This window comes from Klebsiella sp. GB_Kp056 (assembly GCF_040064755.1).
GTDB lineage: Bacteria > Pseudomonadota > Gammaproteobacteria > Enterobacterales > Enterobacteriaceae > Klebsiella > Klebsiella quasipneumoniae.
Genome location: NZ_JBEAJA010000053.1, coordinates 121,266 through 140,835, shown reverse-complemented (window position 1 = coordinate 140,835; position 19,570 = coordinate 121,266). Strand labels below are relative to the sequence as shown.

Sequence of the window (19,570 nt, the reverse complement as noted above, 5' to 3'; positions counted from 1 at the left end):
GAGACCCCTTCATGAAAAAGAAGCCATCATCCGGCCATTGGTAAAGGGCTGGGACTCATCGCGCTGGCGGCCACGCTGGCCGTTATCAGCCACCGCGTCGGTCTCCACGATCTGCTGACTCACCTGCATCTGCTGCAGGAGACCCTGCGCCATCAGGGCGCCTGGGGCTATCTGGTCTATGCAGCGCTGTTTATCATTGCCACCCTGTGCCTGATCCCCGGCAGCCTGCTGGTGATCGCCGGCGGAATACTCTTCGGCCCGCTGACCGGCTCTCTGCTCTCATTTGCCGCCGCCACTGTCGCCTCTTCGCTGTCGTTTTTGATCGCCCGCTGGCTTGGGCGCGATCTGCTGCAGCGCTATGTGGGCCATACCGCCGTCTTCCAGGCCATTGAGCGCGGTATCGCCCGCAGCGGCAGCGATTTTCTGATCCTCACCCGCCTGGTGCCGCTCTTTCCCTACAACATTCAGAATTACGCCTACGGCCTGACGGCGATCCCCTTCTGGCCTTTTACCCTGATCTCCGCCGTGACCACCCTGCCGGGCCTGGTGATCTATTCGGTGATGGCCAGCGAACTGGCTCGCGAGGGGGCGACCTTCGCCTTCGCGCTCAAGCTGAGCCTCGCCGGCGGGCTGCTGTTTGCCCTGGTGCAGATGGGCAAACGGTTTGCCCGCGCCCGCCGTGTGGCAACGCCCGGCGAGGAGGTGCGCCATGACCCGACCTGATCGCCGTCACCTGCGCCGCGCCCGGCTGGCCCTCGCCGTGGTGGCCGTTGCCGCTCTGGCCGCCTGGCTGTGGTTCCCCGGCGGGCGAGCCTTTCTGCAGCAAAGCCTGACGGCGCTAGCGTCGCTGGATCCCCAGCATGTTAAAGACTTTATCGCCGCCTGGGGGGCGCAGGCGGCGCTGGTCTCTTTTGCGCTGATGATCCTCCAGGCGATCGTCGCCCCGCTGCCGGCCTTCCTGATCACCCTGGCGAACGCCGCGCTGTTCGGCGCCTTCTGGGGCGGCGCGCTGTCGTGGTTCAGCGCCATGGTCGGCGCCGGGCTCTGTTTCTGCATCGCCAGAGCGCTGGGGCGCGAGGTGGTGGAGAAACTCACCGGCCGCACGGTGCTGCGCAGCGTCGACGGCTATTTCGCCCGCTTTGGCCCGCAGACGATCCTGGTCTGTCGCCTGCTGCCGTTTGTCCCTTTTGATCCGGTCAGCTATGCCGCCGGACTGACTTCGCTGCGCTTCTGGCCCTTTATGCTGGCCACCGGCGTGGGACAGCTGCCGGCGACCATCGTCTATTCCTGGGCCGGGAGCCTGCTGACCGGAGGCGCCTTCTGGCTGGCCACTGGCCTTTCGCTGCTTTTTGCCCTGGCGGTGGTCATCTCCATCGCCAAAAATATTTACCGTGAACGTCATAAGAGATCGTCGCCATGAGCTTACCCCCGCTGGATACTGTCCCCCTGATCCTTCGTCCGCAGGCCTGGCTGCACCGTCGTCATTACGGCCAGGTGCTGAGCCCCATTCGCTGGTGGGGACGGATCCCGTGGCTGTTTTACCTGGTCTCGCTGTTCGTGGGCTATATTGAACGCCGCCGCTCGCCGCTGGATCCGGTGCTGCGCTCGCTGGTCAGCGCCCGCATCGCCCAGCTGTGCCACTGCGAATTCTGCATCGATATCACCAGCATGACCCTCGCGGCGCGGAGCGGAGGCCGCGACAAACTGCTGGCGGTCGCCGACTGGCGCAACAGTACGCTGTTTAGCGAGCAAGAGCGTCTGGCGCTGGCCTATGCCGAAGCCGCCAGTCAGACGCCGCCGGAGGTGGATGATGCCCTGCGCAGCGCGATGGCGGCGCATTTTGACGCCCGGGCGCTCACCGAGCTGACCGCCCTGATTGGCCTGCAAAATTTATCAGCGCGGTTCAACGCCGCGATGGCGATCCCGGCCCAGGGGCTGTGCAAGATCCCCCCCTCTTCCCCGCACAATAAGGAGTAACGATGCGCCGTTTGCGTGATTTCAGCCTCTGTCTGTACCTGCTGCTGCTCTGGCCGCTGGTGGTGAATGCCGACGACAGCTGGCGGCAGACCCAGACGGAAGCCCGTGGCCAGACCGTCTGGTTTAACGCCTGGGGTGGCGACCCGGCCGTTAATCGCTATCTGGCGTGGGTCAGCGAGGAGGTCAAACGCCACTACGCGATCGACCTGCGTATTGTCCCCATCGCCGACGCCGCCGACGCGGTGAAACGCATCCAGACTGAGGCGCAGTCTGGCCGTCGCCGCGGCGGTTCGGTGGATTTGCTGTGGATCAACGGCGAAAACTTTCACACCCTAAAACAGGCCAACCTGCTGCTCTCCGGCTGGGCCGAATCGCTGCCCAACTGGCGCTATGTCGACCGGCAAAAGCCGGTTCAGGAAGATTTTTCTGTCGCCACCGAGGGCGCCGAGTCGCCGTGGGGCAGCGCCCAGCTGACGTTTATCGCCCGCCGCGAACAAACCCCGCAGCCTCCCACCAGTCCGCAGACGCTGCTGGCCTTCGCCAGAGCCCATCCGGGCAGCGTAACCTACCCGCGGCCACCGGACTTCACCGGTACCGCCCTGCTGGAGCAGCTGCTGATCGCCCTCACCGACCAGCCTGCCGCCCTGCGCCAGCCGCCTCAGACGGCGACTTTCGCGGCGGTCACCGCCCCGCTGTGGCGCTATCTCGATACGCTGCACCCGGCGCTGTGGCGGGCGGGCAAGGATTTCCCGGCGTCGCCGGCGCGGATGGACGCCATGCTCAACCAGGGCACCCTCCGCCTGTCGCTGACGTTTAATCCGCTCCATGCCCGGCAGAAGGCCGCCAGCGGGGAGTTACCGGCGGACAGCTACAGCTTCGGCTTTACCGGAGGGACCCTCGGCAACGTCCATTTCGTGACTATTCCGGCCAACGCGCGCGCCGTCGCCGCTGCCAAAGTGGTGGCCAATTTCCTGCTCTCCCCTGAGGCGCAATTGCGCAAGGCGGATGCCGCCGTCTGGGGCGATCCAAGCGTTCTGGACCCGCAGCGTCTACCTGACAAGCAGCGCCAGGCGCTGGCGGCCACCCTGCCGCAGGATCTGCCGCCGGTGCTTGCCGAGCCGCACGCGGCGTGGGTTGACGCACTGGAGCAGGAATGGCTGCGCCGCTACGGTACCCACTGATCCTGCTGGCCTGGGGGACGATGGCGGCAATCTATCTGCCCTTATTCCCCGCCGCCGCAGGGCTGGTGTGGCCGGCGCTCTCCCCGGTCCACTGGCGGGCGCTGTTCGCCGACCCGCAGCTGGGCCAGGCGCTGGCCGCCACCTTTGTTTCCACGCTGCTGTCCGTCGGCGGCGCGTTACTGATCGCCCTGACCATCGTCGCCGCCCTCTGGCCTTCGGCCCGCTGGCGGCGACTGGCTTCCCGCCTGCCCTTGCTGCTGGCGGTGCCCCATCTTGCCCTGGCGACGGCAGCGCTGCTGCTGTTCGCCGAAGGCGGCTGGATCTGGCAGCGGCTGCCGTTTTTGACGCCGCCGGTCGACCGGTACGGCATCGGGCTTGGCCTGACGATGGCCCTGAAAGAGAGCGCCTTTGTGCTGTGGGTGATCTACGGCCTGCTGGGGGAGGCGCGCCTCGCCGACCAGGCGACAGCGCTAAAGAGCCTCGGCTACGGCCGCTGGCAGTGCCTGCGCTGGCTGGTGCTGCCTGGGCTGCTGCCCGCCCTCGGCATGGTGCTGTTGGCCGCCGCGGCCTGGAGCCTGTCGACGGTAGACGTCGCCCTGGTGCTGGGGCCCGGCAATCCGCCCACCCTCGCCGTGCTGGCGTGGCAGTGGTTAAGCCAGGGCGATGACCTGCAGCAGGCGAAAGGGGCGCTGGCCAGCCTGCTGCTGCTGGCGATCCTCGGCGGGCTGGCGCTGGTCGCCTGGGGCGGATGGCGGCTACAGCGTCGACGTCTGCCCGATCTGCGCGGCGTTCGGCATCCCCATCCTCACGCCCTGCCCGGCCGCCTGCTGGCGAGTGCCCTGCCGCTGAGCGGCCTGCTGTGCGCGCTATTGCTGGCGGGGCTGGCGCGCTCGGCGCCGCCGCAGACCGAGGCATTGATTAACAGCCTTGGTCTGGCGCTGGCGGCCTGCGCCCTCGGCGCGGCCGTCTGCCTGCTGTGGCTGGCCTGCGGTCCGGCGCGGAGAGATGGCTGGGTCTGGCTGCCGCTGGTGCTGCCGGCCCTGCCGCTGGCCGACGGCCAGTACCGGCTGGCGCTGTACGCCTGGCTAGACGGCGAATGGTGGACCGTCCTGTGGGGCCATCTGCTATGGGTGGTGCCGTGGATGCTGTTTATTTTGCGCCCGGCCTGGCGCCAGCGCGATCCGCGGATGGCGGTGATCGCCCGCACGCTCGGCTGGGATCCCACGCGTATTTTCTGGCTGCTGACCCTGCCCTCGCTGACCCGCCCGCTGCTGACCGCCCTGGCGGTGGGTTTCTCGGTGAGCATTGCGCAGTATCTGCCAACGCTATGGCTGGGGGCAGGCCGTATCCCGACGCTCACCAGCCAGGCGGTGGCGCTCAGCAGCGGCGGCGAGGCGCAGACGCTCGCCGCCCAGGCGCTGTGGCAATTACTGCTGCCGGCGGTATGCTTTACCCTGACGGCCCTGCTGGCCTGGCTGGCGGGCCGCTACCGACGAGGACTTCGCTAGTGCTAACCGTAAACCATTTGACCCTGAGCGTGAAACGTCAGCCGCTGCTGCGGGAGGTCGCCTTCTCGGTGGCCCCGGGTGAAGTGCTGACGCTGATGGGCCCTTCCGGCAGCGGAAAATCGACGCTGTTTGCATGGATGATTGGCGCTCTGGCCGGCGACTTCCGCGCCGAGGGCGAGCTGTGGCTCAACGATCGGCGCTGCGATACGCTGCCGACGGAGCGCCGGCGCATCGGCATCCTGTTTCAGGACCCGTTGCTGTTCGACCATTTCAGCGTCGGGCAAAATTTACAGCTGGCGCTACCGGAAAGCGTGCGCGGCGAGGCGCGAAAAGCCGCGGTGGAGCAGGCGCTCAGTCGCGCCGGGCTGCATGGCTTCGCCGCGCGCGACCCGGCCACGCTCTCCGGCGGACAGCGGGCGCGGGTGAGTCTGCTGCGCGCCCTGCTGGCGCGCCCCGAGGCGCTGCTGCTGGATGAGCCCTTCAGCCGCCTGGATGCCACCCTGCGCGCCGCGTTCCGCCGCTGGGTATTTGAGGAACTGGCCCGCCAGGCCATTCCGGCGATCCTGGTGACCCACGATCGCGAGGACTGTCCGCCGACGGGGCGGTGCCTGGCGATGGAGCGCTGGCAATGAAGCGCAATAGCGTGCAAACCTGCGTTACCGCAAAGAAATCAACGCCAGGCAAGCGGAGAATACGCCCTCCACTTTTTACCGTCGGGCATTTCGATGAAACGTGTTTCTCAATTGACCGCACTCGCCCTGCTCATGGGGCTTGCTGCTACCACCACCTGCGCCGCTGAAACCATGCAAGCGCTCACCCTCTCCCACCTGCAACAGCAGCACGGCGTGGCCATCGACACCCGCCTGAGCGCTTATTACAACGGCTGGCCGCAGCACGTCAACGGCCCGGAAGGGCATGAGCCGCAGGCGCTGAACCTTTCCGCCCGCTGGCTCGGCGCCATGAGCGACGAGCAGCTCCACAGCTGGGCTAAGCAGCACCAGCTCCAGCCCGATACCCCCATCGCGCTGTACGGCAGTCCTGAGGATAACGCCAGCGTCGCGGCGCGACTGAAACAAGCGGGCTTCACCCGGCTCAACGTCCTGAGCGACGCTCTGAGCCAGGGCGACCGTCTGCAAAAGCTGCCGCACTTTGAACAGCTGGTCTACCCGCAGTGGCTGCACGATCTGCAGCAAGGGAAAAGCGTGGCTGCCGCCCCGGCCGGCGACTGGAAAGTGTTTGAGGCCGCCTGGGGAGCGCCGAAGCTCTATCTGCTGAGCCATATCCCGGGCGCGGGCTATATCGACACCAATGAGGTGGAGAGCGAACCGCTGTGGAATAAAGTGTCCGATGCGCAGCTGAAGGCGATGCTGGCGAAGCACGGCATCCGCCATGACACCACGGTGATCCTCTACGGTCGCGACGTCTACGCCGCGGCGCGGGTGGCGCAGATCATGCTGTACGCCGGCGTCAAAGACGTGCGCCTGCTGGACGGCGGCTGGCAGACCTGGTCCGACGCCGGTCTGCCGGTGGCGCGCGGCATGCCGCCGACGCCGCAGCCGGCGCCGGATTTTGGCGCGCCGATCCCCGGCCAGCCGCAGCTGATGCTGGATACCGGGCAGGCCCGCGGTCTGCTGCACCGCCAGGACGCCTCGCTGGTCAGCGTCCGCTCGTGGCCGGAGTTTATCGGCACCACCAGCGGCTACAGCTATATCAAACCGAAGGGCGACATCGCCGGCGCCCGCTGGGGCCATGCCGGAAGCGACTCCACGCACATGGAAGACTTCCATAACCCGGACGGCACCATGCGCAGCGCCGACGATATCGCCGCCCTGTGGCGCCAGTGGAACATCCTGCCTGACCAACAGGTGGCGTTCTATTGCGGAACCGGCTGGCGGGCCTCGGAAACCTTCATGTATGCCCGGGCCATGGGCTGGCCGCACGTCGCCGTCTATGACGGCGGCTGGTACGAATGGAGCAGCAACCCGCACAATCCGGTCGCCCGCGGAGAACGCGGCCCGGAAAGCAGTCAGTAACGCGTCCCACCCGCGCGCGTCGCCCCCTGCCGGCGACGCGCGATTTTCCGCTCACGCCACCCGCTTTAAGGTCCGGTAGCCGCTGGCGATACGCGTCGCCGTCGTCAGCCAGCATAGCGCGCCAAACAGCCACGCCAGCCAGGCAAAATGCGCCGGAAACAGGCAGCTGAGGACAAACAGCAGGATAGTCTCCGTCCCCTCCGTCAGCCCCCCGAGATAGTGCAGCGATTTATGGGCATAGCCGGGATTGGCGATCTGGTGCTTTGCCGCCAGCGCGGCAAAGGCGAGAAAGCTGCTGCCGGTGCCGATAAAGGCAAACAGCAGCCAGCCGCCCGCCAGGGCGTTATTCTGCGGATCCGCCAGGATAAAACCGAACGGCACCAGGGCATAGAAGAGAAAATCCAGTGAGATATCGAGAAAACCGCCGGCGTCGCTAAGCCCGCGCCGCCGCGCCAGGGCGCCGTCCAGGCCGTCCAGCAGGCGGTTGAGAAGAATGGCCGCCAGCGCCGCGCCATACCACCCTAATGCCAGAAATGGCAGAGCCAGCGCGCCGATGGCAAAACCGAGCAGCGTCAGCCCGTCTGGCGAAATGCCCGGGCGGTCAAGCGCGCCGGCGGCAGCGTTAAGCAGAGGTTTGAGGCGAGGATGCAAGTGGCTATCAAGCACGGGGGTCTCCAGCAGAGTTGGCGGTTGTCAGTGAAGGTCTATGGCGGTGATAATAGGCCAGTTTGGTCTTATTAACGTTGATGCTTATGCTAAAAATGATTGAAGTTGTCGCCGCCATTATTGAACAGGATGGCAAAATTCTGCTGGCGCAGCGCCCGCCCCACGCCGACCAGCCGGGAATGTGGGAATTCGCCGGCGGCAAAGTGGAGTCGGGTGAAAGCCAGCCGCAGGCGCTGGCCCGGGAGCTGCGGGAGGAGATGGGCATCATCGCCCACCCGGCATGCTATATCGCCAGCCATCAGCGGGAAGTCTCCGGTCGCCAGATCCATCTGCACGCCTGGTGGGTACCGAACTTTCAGGGCGCGCCGCTGGCCCACTATCACAGCCAGCTGCGCTGGTGCCTTCCTGCCGACGCCTTAACCCTCGATCTCGCCCCGGCCGATATCCCCCTCCTGCACGCCTTTATCGCCCAGCGCCCGTCCCTTTCTCCCCGCTGATCCGCTCGCCGCCTCGTCATCGTTTTTAGTTATGACGGGCGGGCAATTATAAATTTTGCTGACGGCTTAATTTTTCCTTGCTTGCCTAAGGATTAGCGGTGTTATAGTCGGAAAATCGGTTTTTTCAAGGACCGAATCATAATAAATACACGCAACCACAACCATAAGGGGAACTTATATCTATGGATCAGACGTGCACTCTGGAAGGCTTTCTCACCCGCGTTCAACAGCGCGATCCTCATCAAACCGAATTTGCTCAAGCCGTCCGGGAGGTCATGACCACCCTGTGGCCTTTCCTTGAGGAAAATCCGCGCTATCGTCAGCTTGCTTTGCTGGAACGTCTGGTGGAACCGGAGCGCGTGATCCAGTTCCGCGTGGTGTGGGTGGACGACCGCAATCAGGTCCAGGTCAACCGCGCGTGGCGCGTGCAGTTCAACTCGGCCATCGGCCCGTATAAGGGCGGGATGCGCTTCCATCCGTCGGTGAATCTGTCGATTCTCAAATTCCTTGGCTTCGAGCAGACCTTCAAAAACGCCCTGACCACCCTGCCGATGGGCGGCGGGAAAGGCGGCAGCGATTTCGATCCTAAAGGCAAGAGCGATGGCGAAGTGATGCGCTTCTGCCAGGCGCTGATGACCGAGCTCTATCGCCATCTTGGCCCGGATACCGACGTACCGGCGGGCGATATCGGCGTCGGCGGCCGCGAGGTCGGCTTTATGGCCGGCATGATGCGCAAACTCTCTAACAACAGCGCCTGCGTCTTCACCGGTAAAGGCCTCTCCTTCGGCGGCAGCCTGATCCGTCCGGAAGCCACCGGTTACGGCCTGATCTACTTCACCGAAGCAATGCTCAAACGTCACGGCCTCGGCTTCGAAGGCGCTCGCGTGGCGGTCTCCGGCTCCGGCAACGTCGCGCAATACGCCATTGAGAAAGCGATGGAGCTTGGCGCGCGGGTGGTCACCGCCTCCGACTCCAACGGCACCGTCGTTGACGAGGCGGGCTTCACCAAAGAAAAACTGGCCCGCCTGATCGACATCAAAGAGCGTGCCCACGGCCGGGTGGCCGACTACGCCCGCGAGTTTGGCCTCACCTATCTCGAAGGCCAGCAGCCATGGTCAGTGCCGGTGGATATCGCCCTGCCTTGCGCCACTCAGAACGAACTGGACGTCGATGCCGCCCGCCAGCTGATTGCCAACGGCGTGAAGGCCGTGGCGGAAGGCGCCAACATGCCGACCACCATCGCCGCGACCGATCTGTTCCTTGAAGCTGGCGTGCTGTTTGCCCCGGGCAAAGCGGCCAACGCCGGCGGCGTGGCGACGTCCGGTCTGGAGATGGCGCAGAACGCCGCGCGCATGGGCTGGAAAGCGGAAAAAGTGGATGCCCGCCTGCATCACATTATGCTGGATATCCACCACGCCTGCGTGCAGTACGGCGGTGAAGCGAAGCAGACCAACTACGTGCGCGGCGCCAATATCGCCGGTTTCGTGAAGGTGGCGGATGCCATGCTGGCCCAGGGCGTGATTTAACCTCCCCTGACGCCCTCCCGGCGGCTGCCCGCCGGGAGGCGTCTCACGACGTCATCGTGATCACCACTTTCCCCAGATGCTGACCACTGTCCAGACAGGCATGCGCCTCGGCAATCTCCGCCATCGGGTAGCTGGCGTAGATCATCGGCTTGCATTTCCCTGCCTCAAGCAGCGGCCAGACGTGGCGCCGCAGCGCCTCGGCAATCTCCTGTTTCTCCGCCGCCGTCCGGCCGCGCATGGTGGAGCCGGTGACGGTGGCCCGCTTGAGCATCAGGGTCTGAATATCCACCTCATGAGCGATTCGCCCGCCCATAAAGCCGATGATCACCAGCCGTCCATCCTTTTTCAGTAGCCCCAGGTTGCGGTTAAAGTAAGGGCCGCCCACGATATCCAGAATGACATCCACCCCTTCATCGTTGGTCAGTTGGTGAATTTTATCTGCGAAATCTTCGGTTTTGTAGTTGATCGCCGTGGCGTAGGGTCGCAGCGCGGCAATTTTTTCGTCCTGGCCGACGGTGGCATAGACGCTCATCCCCAGCGCGTGACACAGCAGGACCGCGGTGGTGCCAATCCCGCTGGCGCCGCCGTGGATCAGAATGCTCTCGCCGGACTGCAGCTTACCGAGCTGGAAAACGTTCGCCCACACGGTGAAGAAGGTTTCCGGAATGGCGGCCGCTTCGCTAAAGCTGAGGCCCGCCGGGATCAGCAGCGTCTGGCCTGCCGGGACGGCGCAGTATTCGGCATACCCGCCGCCGTTGGTCAACGCGCAGACGCGATCCCCGGGGGTAAAGGTTGTGACCTGCGCGCCGACCTTCACGACCACGCCCGCCACCTCGAGGCCGGGCACGGGGGTGACGCCCTCAGGCATAGGGTACAGCCCCTGGCGCTGCAGAATATCCGGCCGGTTGACGCCCGCCGCTTTCACTTCGATGAGCACCTCATGCACCCCGACGGTGGGGATCTCACCTTCGCGGATCTGCAATACTTCCGGGCCACCCGGTTGGCTGATAGCGATATATTTCACGGGTCCTCCTTATCGCCTGGGAGAGAAATGAGCAACAGCATCGGGAAGGGCAATGGGCATCCCTGTTCTGAGGGGGTCGTCAACCCCTTCCCGGCTGTTTAGTGTAGACCATTGACCTGGCGGGGGGAGAAACGGCGGCCGCGGGGAAGCACATCCTCGCGGCCGCCGGGCGGGTTATTGCGGCGGCGGCGCGGCATCGTCTGCCGCTTTTTTGCCTTTCGCTTTGCCTTTGCCCTTACTGAAGGATTTTTTCGCCCCGCCAGGCGCCACCAGACCGCGGAACTGGCGCACCGGCGTGCTGCGCGCCTGCTCGATCAGCTGATACAGCGTCCCCACCAGCGGCTGCATAAAGTCCTGATAGCGGCACTGTTTCTCGCTGATTTGCGTCAATACCGACTCCCAGTGGGCGGTCATGTCCGGTCGCCCGGCCATCTCCGGCAGGGAATGAATCAGCGCCCTTCCGGCCTCCGAGGAGTGAATATAGCGCCCCTTTTTGCTCAGGAAACCGCGCTTAAACAGCAGTTCGATAATCCCGGCGCGGGTTGCTTCGGTGCCGAGGCCGTCGGTGGCGCGGAGGATCTTTTTCAGATCTTTATCCTGCACGAAGCGGGCAATCCCGGTCATCGCCGACAGCAGCGTGGCGTCGGTAAAGTGGCGCGGCGGCTGCGTCTGGCGCTCCACCACCTCGCCCCTCTCGCACAGCAGTTCATCGCCTTTGGCCACCACCGGCAGCGGCGTGCCGTCGTTCTCTTCATCGCGCTCTTTGCTGCCAAGCAGCGTCCGCCAGCCCGCCTCGGCCAGAAAACGCGCTTTGGCGACAAATTTGCCGTTGGCGATCTCAAGGTCAATCTGGCATTTACGGAACACCGCGTCAGGGCAGAACTGCATCAGATACTGCCGGGCGATCAGGGTGTAGACCTTCGCTTCGTTATCGGTGAGTTTGACCTGGCTGCTGCGGGCGGTCGGGATAATCGCATGGTGCGCGTCGACCTTTTTATCATCCCAGCAGCGGTTGCGGATCTCCGGATCCACCACCGGCTGCGGCAGCAGATCCGCCGCATGGACGGCAATCGCATTCAGCACCGCATGGCGGCCGGCGAAATGCTCTTCCGGCAGGTAGCGGCTGTCCGAACGCGGATAGGTGATGAGCTTGTGGGTTTCATACAGCTTCTGGCAGATATCCAGCACGTTTTGCGCGCTGAAGCCGAAACGTTTGGCCGCCTCAATCTGCAGCGCCGACAGCGAAAACGGCAGCGGCGCGGGTTCGGAATCGCGCTTATCGTTATAGCCGGTCACCAGCGCCGGCTGGCCTTCGATACGCTTAACCACGTGCTCGGCCAGCGGACGATGCAGCAGGCGCCCTTCTTCATCCTGGTAAGGTTCGCAGGCTTCGCTCGGCACCCAGGTCGCGACAAAGCGCTCCTCCTGCGGCGTGACGATATGCGCTTTGACGTCGAAGAAATCTTTGGCGACGAAATTTTCAATCTCTTCATCGCGGCGCACCACCAGGCCGAGCACCGGGGTCTGCACCCGCCCCACGGAGAGCACCCCCTGATAGCCGGCGTTGCGCCCCAGCAGAGTATAGGCCCGGGTCATATTGATGCCGTACAGCCAGTCGGCGCGCGCCCGCGCCAGCGCCGACACGCAAAGCGGCACAAACTCGCTGTTGGCGCGCAGGCGGTTGATCGCCCGCTCCACCGCCTGCGGGTTGAGATCGTTTATCAGACAGCGCTGCACCTGCTGGCGCTTCTCCGGTGCCAGCTGCAGGTAGTCGAGGACCTCGTCCACCAGCAGTTGCCCTTCACGGTCGGGGTCGCCAGCGTGGATAACCTCCTCGGCGTCGCCGAGCAGGCGCTTGATCACATTCAGCTGTTTGGTGACCGAAGGTTTGGGCTGCAGCTGCCATTTCTCCGGCACAATCGGCAGGTCGGTGAGATTCCAGCGGGCATAGCGGCTGTCATAGACGTCCGGCTGCGCCTGCTCCAGCAGGTGACCGATACACCAGGTGACCACCTGCCCGTTGCCGCACTCAATATAGCCATCGCCTTTGCGGTGCGGTTTAGGCAACACATCGGCGATAGCCCGACCGAGACTCGGTTTTTCTGCAATAAACAACCGCATCGAATCAACGGATCTCGATCATCGGTCGCCCGCCACGGGCGGTCACCAGCTCGCCGATGGCGGCCAGCTTAATACCGAACTCCGCCGCGGCGGCCTGGACTTCCGCCTCCGCCTCCGGGGTCACCGCCAGCAGCAGACCGCCTGAGGTTTGTGGGTCGCACAGCAGATCGCGCCACGCCGTCGGCATCTCGCCCATCAAATGGCCGTAGCTGGCAAAGTTGCGCCCGGTGCCGCCCGGCACCGCGCCGGCGGCGATATACTCCTCCACCCCCGGCAGTTTCGGGATATCGGCATAGCGCAGTTGCGCCTGCACGCCGGCCCCGCGGCACACCTCGCTGAGGTGGCCGAGCAGGCCAAAGCCGGTGACGTCGGTCATCGCCTTCACCCCGTCGATAGCGGCAAACGCGGCGCCGGCAAGGTTCATCTGGCACATGGTCTCCGTCGCCAGCCCCTGATGCTCTGGCTTGAGCAGCGATTTTTTCTCCGCGGTGGTCAGCACGCCGATCCCCAGCGGTTTGGTGAGATACAGTTTGCAGCCCGCCTGCGCGGTGCTGTTTTTCTTGATGCGCTCGGTGGGCACCACGCCGGTGACCGCCAGACCAAAGATCGGCTCCGGAGCGTCAATGGAGTGGCCGCCCGCCAGCGCGATCCCGGCCTGCTGGCAGGCAAAGCGCCCGCCCTCCACCACGTCGCGGGCGATTTCCGGCGCCAGGGTGTTGATCGGCCAGCCGAGAATGGCAATCGCCATAATCGGTTTCCCGCCCATGGCGAAAATATCGCTGATGGCGTTGGTGGCGGCAATGCGGCCAAAGTCGAACGGATTATCGACAATCGGCATAAAGAAGTCGGTGGTGCTGACGATTGACGTGCCATTACCAAGATCGTAAACGGCGGCATCATCGCTGGTTTCGTTGCCGACAAGCAGGTTCGGGTCGACAAACTTCGCCTGCTCGCTATGCAGGATGGTTTCCAGCACTTTCGGGGAAATTTTACAACCACAACCGGCTCCGTGGCTGTATTGCGTTAAACGAATGGCTTGCTCGCTCATGGACATCTCCTGTCATTGCAATCCCGCTATGTTAGCGCCCAAACGTCAGGGTGGTAAGTACGACAGTCTGAAATCGCGTATGGTTGCTCATTAAGCAGACAAAAAGCCGTTTTTGCGAGACGCGGCAATTTTTTCCCGACCATTTTCACTTTTACTTAAAGATGACAGAAATGTGACAACCCAGGACTGTCTTCTCTGGAATGATTATGACGTAAGGAAATTCTAATGAAAAAGCGTGTTCTTGCCCTTTGCCTGGCCAGTTTCTTCTCCGTTAACGCCTTCGCGCTGGTTCCCCCCGGTAACGATGTCACCACCAAGCCCGATCTCTACTATCTGACCAATGCCCAGGCCATCGACAGCCTGGCGCTGTTGCCGCCGCCGCCGGCGGTGGGCAGTATCGCGTTCTTAAACGATCAGGCGATGTATGAGCAGGGGCGCCTGCTGCGCAACACCGAGCGCGGGAAGCTGGCGGCAGAGGATGCCAACCTCAGCGCGGGCGGCGTGGCTAACGCCTTCTCCAGCGCCTTTGGCTCGCCGATCACCGAAAAGGACGCGCCGCAGCTCCATAAGCTGTTGACCAATATGATTGAAGACGCCGGCGATCTGGCGACCCGCGGCGCGAAAGAGAAGTATATGCGCATTCGCCCGTTTGCCTTCTACGGTGTCTCCACCTGCAACACCACCGAGCAGGACAAGCTGGCGAAAAACGGCTCTTACCCATCCGGGCATACCTCCATCGGCTGGGCCACCGCCCTGGTGCTGGCGGAGATCAACCCGCAGCGGCAGAACGAAATTTTGAAGCGCGGCTATGAGCTCGGCGAGAGCCGGGTGATCTGCGGCTATCACTGGCAGAGCGATGTCGATGCGGCGCGCATCGTCGGCTCCGCGGTGGTCGCCACGCTGCACACCAACCCGGCCTTCCAGCAGCAGTTGCAGAAAGCCAAAGACGAATTCGCCAAAACGCAGAAGTAACGTCATCGCCGTTGAACTCCCGGATACGGCGCCTGGCGCGCCTTGTCCGGGCTACCTTTGGGGCTGAAGGCCGGGTCCGGCGCATGCCGCCGCCCGGCATAGATGCGGCTCCGAGCCTGCTGCCATCGCCCGGCGGCGCTGTGCTTGCGCGGGCCTACATTGAGGGGTAACCGTCTGATATCGGGATGGTTATGTAGGCCGGGTAAGACGCAGCCGCCACCCGGCGAAATAACGGCACAATCGTAAATTTCCCTGCTCGCGCTGCGCTTAGCAGGGCTACCACTCCTGTGTTATGTCCGGGCAGATGGCGCTCCCGATATATCCTCTGCGTTATGTCTGGCATGGCGCAGGGAGCGCACAGGGGGCCGCCAGCACCGGCAGTTTCAGCAACAATGGTGAATAAATTAACGACAGGTCGTAAGAACGTAGGCCGGGTAAGGCGCAGCCGCCACCCGGCGTAACACGCGCTGACTCAGAATCGCGTCACAAACGGCGCGGTATCCGGCAAGGCAATGGTGGTTGAGGCTTTCAGCTGCGGCGTGCCCAGATAGAGGAAGCCGACGATTTTATCCTGCTCGCGGCACCCGAAGCCGGCCCGCACCACCGGGCTCTCGGTCAATGCTCCGCTGCGCCAGATGCCGTTGAATCCCTGGGCCAGGGCCGCCATCTGCATCGCCATCACCGCGCAGCCAGCGGACATCTCCTGCTCCCAGCGCGGCACCTTCGGGTGGTCTTCACAGCGCGCCACTACGGTAATGATCAGCGGCGCGCGAAACGGCGCATTGCGGGCTTTCTCTATGCCCTTCTCATCCTGGCCGGCCTCCCGGGCCCCCTTTTCCAGCAGCTGACTAAAGCGTTCGCAGCCGTCATCGGCGATAATGAAAAAGCGCCACGGCTGCAGGGCGCCATGATCCGGGGCGCGCAGCCCGGCGCGCAGAATGTTTTCCAGCTGTTCGCCGGCCGGGGCCGGTTCCGCCAGGCGGGAAGCGCTGCGGCGATTAAGCAGTAGGTCGAGAGCATCCATCTGTATAACTCCTGTGATGTCATTTTTCATAAAATTAACATGCACAAGGATTTTGTTACAGCGCGGTCGGTGATTCCTGCTGACAACCGACGGCTCACTCTTTAGGATAGCCAGACGCGGCGGCCCCTGCGGCCTGCCCATTTTTAGATAACGTTAGGGAGAATACATGCGAACCCTTTGGCGACTGATTGCCAGCTTTTTTAAATGGACGTGGCGGATACTCAACTTTATTCGCAAACTGGCCCTCAATGCGATCTTCCTGGTGCTGGTGCTGGTGTGTATCGGCATCTGGAGCCAGTTCAGCAGCACCACCAGCGAACATGCCGCGCGCGGCGCGCTGCTGCTGGATATTACTGGCGTGGTGGTGGATAAACCGTCCGCCAGCAGCAAGCTCGGCGTAATTGGCCGCCAGCTGTTTGGCGCCAGCTCGGACCGTCTGCAGGAGAATTCTCTGTTCGATATCGTGCAGACCATCCGTCAGGCGAAGGATGACCGTAATATCACCGGTATTGTGCTGGATCTGAAAAACTTCGTCGGCGGCGATCAGCCCTCCATGCAGTACATCGGTAAAGCGCTGCGCGAATTCCGCGACAGCGGCAAACCGGTGTATGCCGTCGGCAGCAGCTACAGCCAGGGCCAGTACTACCTGGCGAGCTTTGCCAACAAAATCTGGCTCTCTCCGCAGGGGGAGGTGGACCTGCACGGCTTCGCCACCAACGGGCTGTACTACAAGTCGCTGCTGGATAAGCTGAAAGTCTCCACCCATGTCTTCCGCGTCGGCACCTATAAATCCGCCGTCGAGCCTTTCATTCGCGATGACATGTCCCCTGCCGCCCGCGAAGCGGACAGCCGCTGGATTGGCGAACTGTGGCAGAACTACCTCAACACCATCGCCGCCAACCGGCAGATCACCGCCCAGCAGCTCTTCCCGGGCGCCCAGGGCATTATCGATGGCCTGCGTAAGGTGGGCGGCGATACGGCGAAATATGCGCTGGACAATAAGCTGGTGGATGAGCTGGCGACCTCCACGGAAGTGGAAAAGGCGCTGACCAAACAGTTTGGCTGGAGCAAAGCGGATAACAATTACCGGGCGATCAGCTATTACGACTACAACGTGAAGACACCGTCTGACCAAGGTTCCGCCATCGCGGTGATCTTCGCCAACGGCGCCATCATGGACGGCGAGGAGACCCCGGGCAACGTCGGCGGCGACACCACCGCCGCGCAAATTCGCGATGCGCGCCTCGACCCGAAAATTAAGGCCATCGTCCTGCGCGTCAACAGCCCGGGCGGCAGCGTGACCGCCTCGGAAATCATTCGCGAAGAGCTGGCGGCGGCCAAAGCCGCGGGTAAACCGGTGGTCGTTTCAATGGGCGGCATGGCGGCCTCTGGCGGCTACTGGATCTCCACGCCGGCGGACTACATTGTCGCGAACCCAAGCACCCTCACCGGCTCCATCGGCATCTTTGGGGTGATCAACACCGTGGAAAACACCCTTGGGTCGATTGGCGTCCATACCGACGGCGTCGCCACGTCGCCGCTGGCGGATATCTCCAGCACCAAAGCGCTGCCGCCGGAAGTGCAGCAGCTGATGCAGTTGAGCATTGAGAACGGCTATCAACGCTTTATCACCCTGGTGGCTAACGCGCGGAAGAGCACGCCGGAGAAAATCGACCAGATTGCCCAGGGCCACGTCTGGACCGGGGAAGATGCCAAAGCCAACGGTCTTGTCGACAGCCTCGGCGACTTCGACGACGCGGTGGCCAAGGCCGCCGAGCTGGCGAAGCTGAAAACCTGGCACCTCAACTACTATCAGGAAGAGCCCACCTTCTTCTCGATGGTGCTGGACAGCCTGACCGGTTCGGTACGCGCCTCGCTGCCGGCCGCCATTCAGGCCTGGCTGCCTGCGCCGGTGGCCGCGGCAGCCGAGACGGTGAAAGCCGAAAGCGACAAGCTGGCGGCGTTTAACGACCCGCAGAACCGCTATGCCTTCTGCCTGACCTGCGCCAACATCCGTTAATACGCAGCGGCTGCCCCGTCTCCCGGGGCAGCCTTTTTTCCGCACCTGCCAGCGCCGCCACAAAGCGAGCGGCCAACACTGTATTTTTTCCTCCGTCTCTTTATACTGCGCCTGTCTACGACCAACCTAAGCGATGCTATGCAAAAAAAATCGATTTACGTTGCCTACACCGGTGGGACCATCGGTATGCAGCGCTCTGAACACGGCTATGTACCCGTTTCCGGCCATCTCCAGCGTCAGCTGGCGCTGATGCCTGAGTTCCATCGCCCGGAGATGCCGGACTTCACGATCCATGAATACCATCCGCTGATGGATTCATCCGATATGACCCCTGAGGACTGGCAGCACATCGCCGACGATATCCGCAGCCATTACGAGGAGTATGATGGCTTTGTGATCCTCCACGGTACCGACACCATGGCGTTTACCGCCTCTGCGCTGTCATTCATGCTGGAAAACCTCGGCAAACCGGTGATTGTGACAGGGTCACAAATCCCGCTGGCCGAGCTGCGCTCCGACGGCCAGATCAACCTGCTCAATGCCCTGTACGTCGCCGCCAACTATCCGATTAACGAAGTGGCGCTGTTCTTCAACAATCGGCTGTTCCGCGGCAACCGAACCACTAAAGCCCATGCCGACGGCTTTGACGCCTTCGCCTCGCCAAACCTCGCGCCGCTGCTGGAGGCCGGGATCCATATCCGCCGTCTCGGTACCCCGCCGGCGCCGCAGGGCCGCGGTGAGCTTATCGTGCATCCCATCACCCCGCAGCCGATTGGCGTGGTGACGATTTACCCCGGCATCTCCGCCGACGTGGTGCGTAATTTCCTGCGCCAGCCGGTGAAAGCGCTGATCCTCCGCTCCTACGGCGTCGGCAATGCGCCGCAGAATGGCGAGTTTATTCAGGTGCTGGCGGAAGCCAGCCAGCGCGGCATTGTGGTGGTCAACTTGACGCAGTGTATGTCCGGGAAAGTGAACATGGGCGGCTATGCCACCGGCAATGCCCTCGCCCAGGCGGGAGTCATCAGTGGTTTCGATATGACGGTGGAAGCGACGCTGACCAAGCTACACTATCTGCTGAGCCAGCAGCTGGACGTTGACGCCATTCGCGCGGCGATGCAGCAGAATCTGCGTGGCGAACTGACCCCTGACGAAGCTTAAGGAGGACGTATGGCGCATCGAGCGCTGTTACTGGTTGATTTGCAGAACGACTTCTGCGCCGGCGGCGCGCTGGCGGTTCCTGAAGGCGATAGTACCGTCGAGGTGGCCAATGCGCTTATCGACTGGAGCCTGGCGCGCGGCGAGCCCATCGTCGCCAGCCAGGACTGGCATCCGGCGGATCACGGCAGCTTCGCCAGCCAGCACCATGTGGAGCCCTACACCGTGGGCGACCTGGATGGCCTGGCGCAAACTTTTTGGCCGGATCACTGCGTTCAGCACAGCGAAGGCGCGGCGCTGCATCCCCTGCTCAAGCAGCAGGCCATCGCCGCCGTGTTCCACAAAGGGCAAAACCGGGTCATTGACAGCTACAGCGCTTTTTTTGACAACGGTCACCGGCAGAAAACTGAACTGGACGGCTGGCTGCGTGGTCAGGGGATCGTGGAGCTGACCGTGCTCGGCCTCGCCACCGATTACTGCGTTAAGTTCACCGTGCTGGATGCCCTGGCGCTGGGCTACACGGTCAACGTCATCACCGACGGCTGCCGCGGGGTGAATCTTCAGCCGCAGGACAGCAGCCAGGCGTTTATGGAGATGGCCGCCGCAGGCGCCACGCTCTATACCCTCGACGACTGGCGGGAAACCCACGCCTGATCCCGCCCCCGGCGCGCCCGCGCCGGGGCTTCTTCTGCCGCTTCGTTATCGTCCATAAATTGAACTCTCTCGCAGTTTCAACAGGTTATTGCTGGTAGTCTGGCAAGGCTGTTTTTTCGCCACGCCATTTCCGTGGCGCGGTTATTTTTTTTATGTCAAAGAGG

At 63.3% G+C, this 19,570-nt stretch carries 19 protein-coding genes; 13 read left to right on the top strand and 6 right to left on the bottom strand.

Annotated features, from left to right (window positions below):
* Positions 1-9: 9 nt before the first annotated feature.
* Entirely contained in the window at positions 10-153 is a 144-nt protein-coding gene (locus tag ABLV52_RS14320) for a hypothetical protein (protein WP_023289292.1), read from the bottom strand.
* On the opposite strand from ABLV52_RS14320, the gene ABLV52_RS14315 reads away from it, so the two are divergent.
* The 7 genes from ABLV52_RS14315 to ABLV52_RS14285 all read left to right on the top strand — a co-directional run bounded on the left by ABLV52_RS14315 (position 85) and on the right by ABLV52_RS14285 (position 6,699).
* Entirely contained in the window at positions 85-723 is a 639-nt protein-coding gene (locus ABLV52_RS14315; protein ID WP_223822588.1) for a TVP38/TMEM64 family protein, read from the top strand. The genes ABLV52_RS14320 and ABLV52_RS14315 overlap by 69 nt on opposite strands.
* Complete coding sequence (locus ABLV52_RS14310) at positions 710-1,420, top strand: TVP38/TMEM64 family protein (protein ID WP_348890535.1); 711 nt, start codon at positions 710-712, stop codon at positions 1,418-1,420. Before ABLV52_RS14315 ends, ABLV52_RS14310 begins: the two co-directional genes overlap by 14 nt.
* Complete coding sequence (locus ABLV52_RS14305) at positions 1,417-1,977, top strand: carboxymuconolactone decarboxylase family protein (protein WP_064158338.1); 561 nt, start codon at positions 1,417-1,419, stop codon at positions 1,975-1,977. The genes ABLV52_RS14310 and ABLV52_RS14305 overlap by 4 nt, the downstream gene beginning before the upstream one ends.
* A 2-nt stretch (positions 1,978-1,979) precedes the next feature.
* The gene (locus tag ABLV52_RS14300; protein WP_348890534.1) at positions 1,980-3,158 is read left to right on the top strand and encodes an ABC transporter substrate-binding protein; all 1,179 of its coding nucleotides are present in this window, start codon (positions 1,980-1,982) and stop codon (positions 3,156-3,158) included.
* Positions 3,131-4,666, top strand: coding sequence for an ABC transporter permease subunit (locus ABLV52_RS14295; RefSeq protein WP_348890533.1), 1,536 nt, complete (start codon positions 3,131-3,133; stop codon positions 4,664-4,666). The genes ABLV52_RS14300 and ABLV52_RS14295 overlap by 28 nt, the downstream gene beginning before the upstream one ends.
* Positions 4,666-5,298, top strand: a complete 633-nt coding sequence (locus tag ABLV52_RS14290) for an ATP-binding cassette domain-containing protein (protein WP_048334784.1) — start codon at positions 4,666-4,668, stop codon at positions 5,296-5,298. Before ABLV52_RS14295 ends, ABLV52_RS14290 begins: the two co-directional genes overlap by 1 nt.
* Positions 5,299-5,391: 93 nt before the next feature.
* Positions 5,392-6,699 carry a sulfurtransferase gene (locus ABLV52_RS14285; RefSeq protein WP_348890532.1) on the top strand — a complete coding sequence of 436 codons (1,308 nt, stop codon included), beginning with the start codon at positions 5,392-5,394 and terminating at the stop codon, positions 6,697-6,699.
* Between the two features lie 51 nt (positions 6,700-6,750).
* Here ABLV52_RS14285 and ABLV52_RS14280 read toward each other — a convergent pair whose 3' ends face one another.
* Entirely contained in the window at positions 6,751-7,365 is a 615-nt protein-coding gene (locus tag ABLV52_RS14280) for a CDP-alcohol phosphatidyltransferase family protein (protein ID WP_032452514.1), read from the bottom strand.
* An 86-nt stretch (positions 7,366-7,451) separates the two neighbouring features.
* On the opposite strand from ABLV52_RS14280, the gene ABLV52_RS14275 reads away from it, so the two are divergent.
* Together ABLV52_RS14275 and gdhA are read left to right on the top strand one after the other, a co-directional pair.
* Positions 7,452-7,862, top strand: coding sequence for a pyrimidine (deoxy)nucleoside triphosphate diphosphatase (locus ABLV52_RS14275; RefSeq protein ID WP_048335002.1), 411 nt, complete (start codon positions 7,452-7,454; stop codon positions 7,860-7,862).
* Positions 7,863-8,044: 182 nt separating this feature from the next.
* Positions 8,045-9,388 (top strand): NADP-specific glutamate dehydrogenase, encoded by a 1,344-nt coding sequence (gene gdhA, locus ABLV52_RS14270; protein ID WP_004176526.1) that lies wholly within the window; start codon positions 8,045-8,047, stop codon positions 9,386-9,388.
* A 43-nt stretch (positions 9,389-9,431) separates the two neighbouring features.
* Here the strand turns inward: gdhA and ABLV52_RS14265 are convergent, their stop codons facing one another.
* The 3 genes from ABLV52_RS14265 to selD form a co-directional block, all read right to left on the bottom strand.
* Entirely contained in the window at positions 9,432-10,412 is a 981-nt protein-coding gene (locus ABLV52_RS14265; protein WP_348890531.1) for an NAD(P)H-quinone oxidoreductase, read from the bottom strand.
* A gap of 174 nt (positions 10,413-10,586) precedes the next feature.
* Complete coding sequence (locus ABLV52_RS14260; protein ID WP_023289280.1) at positions 10,587-12,533, bottom strand: DNA topoisomerase III; 1,947 nt, start codon at positions 12,531-12,533, stop codon at positions 10,587-10,589.
* A 4-nt stretch (positions 12,534-12,537) separates the two neighbouring features.
* A complete protein-coding gene (gene selD, locus ABLV52_RS14255; protein ID WP_044522394.1) occupies positions 12,538-13,581 on the bottom strand; it encodes a selenide, water dikinase SelD in 1,044 nt (347 codons plus the stop codon).
* A gap of 225 nt (positions 13,582-13,806) precedes the next feature.
* Here selD and phoC point away from each other — a divergent pair, with 225 nt between their 5' ends.
* Positions 13,807-14,553 (top strand): acid phosphatase PhoC, encoded by a 747-nt coding sequence (phoC, locus tag ABLV52_RS14250; protein ID WP_004203793.1) that lies wholly within the window; start codon positions 13,807-13,809, stop codon positions 14,551-14,553.
* Positions 14,554-15,025: 472 nt separating this feature from the next.
* On the opposite strand, the gene ABLV52_RS14245 is transcribed toward phoC, so the two are convergent.
* The gene (locus ABLV52_RS14245; RefSeq protein ID WP_152842478.1) at positions 15,026-15,577 is read right to left on the bottom strand and encodes an NAD(P)H nitroreductase; all 552 of its coding nucleotides are present in this window, start codon (positions 15,575-15,577) and stop codon (positions 15,026-15,028) included.
* Positions 15,578-15,743: 166 nt separating this feature from the next.
* On the opposite strand from ABLV52_RS14245, the gene sppA reads away from it, so the two are divergent.
* The 3 genes from sppA (at position 15,744) to pncA (ending at position 19,406) form a co-directional block, all read left to right on the top strand.
* On the top strand, positions 15,744-17,597 hold the full coding sequence (gene sppA / locus ABLV52_RS14240; protein ID WP_004203792.1) for a signal peptide peptidase SppA: 1,854 nt from the start codon (positions 15,744-15,746) through the stop codon (positions 17,595-17,597).
* A gap of 138 nt (positions 17,598-17,735) precedes the next feature.
* Positions 17,736-18,755 carry an asparaginase gene (gene ansA / locus ABLV52_RS14235; RefSeq protein WP_023289277.1) on the top strand — a complete coding sequence of 340 codons (1,020 nt, stop codon included), beginning with the start codon at positions 17,736-17,738 and terminating at the stop codon, positions 18,753-18,755.
* A gap of 9 nt (positions 18,756-18,764) precedes the next feature.
* Positions 18,765-19,406, top strand: coding sequence for a bifunctional nicotinamidase/pyrazinamidase (gene pncA / locus ABLV52_RS14230; protein WP_064158346.1), 642 nt, complete (start codon positions 18,765-18,767; stop codon positions 19,404-19,406).
* Positions 19,407-19,570 lie beyond the last annotated feature (164 nt).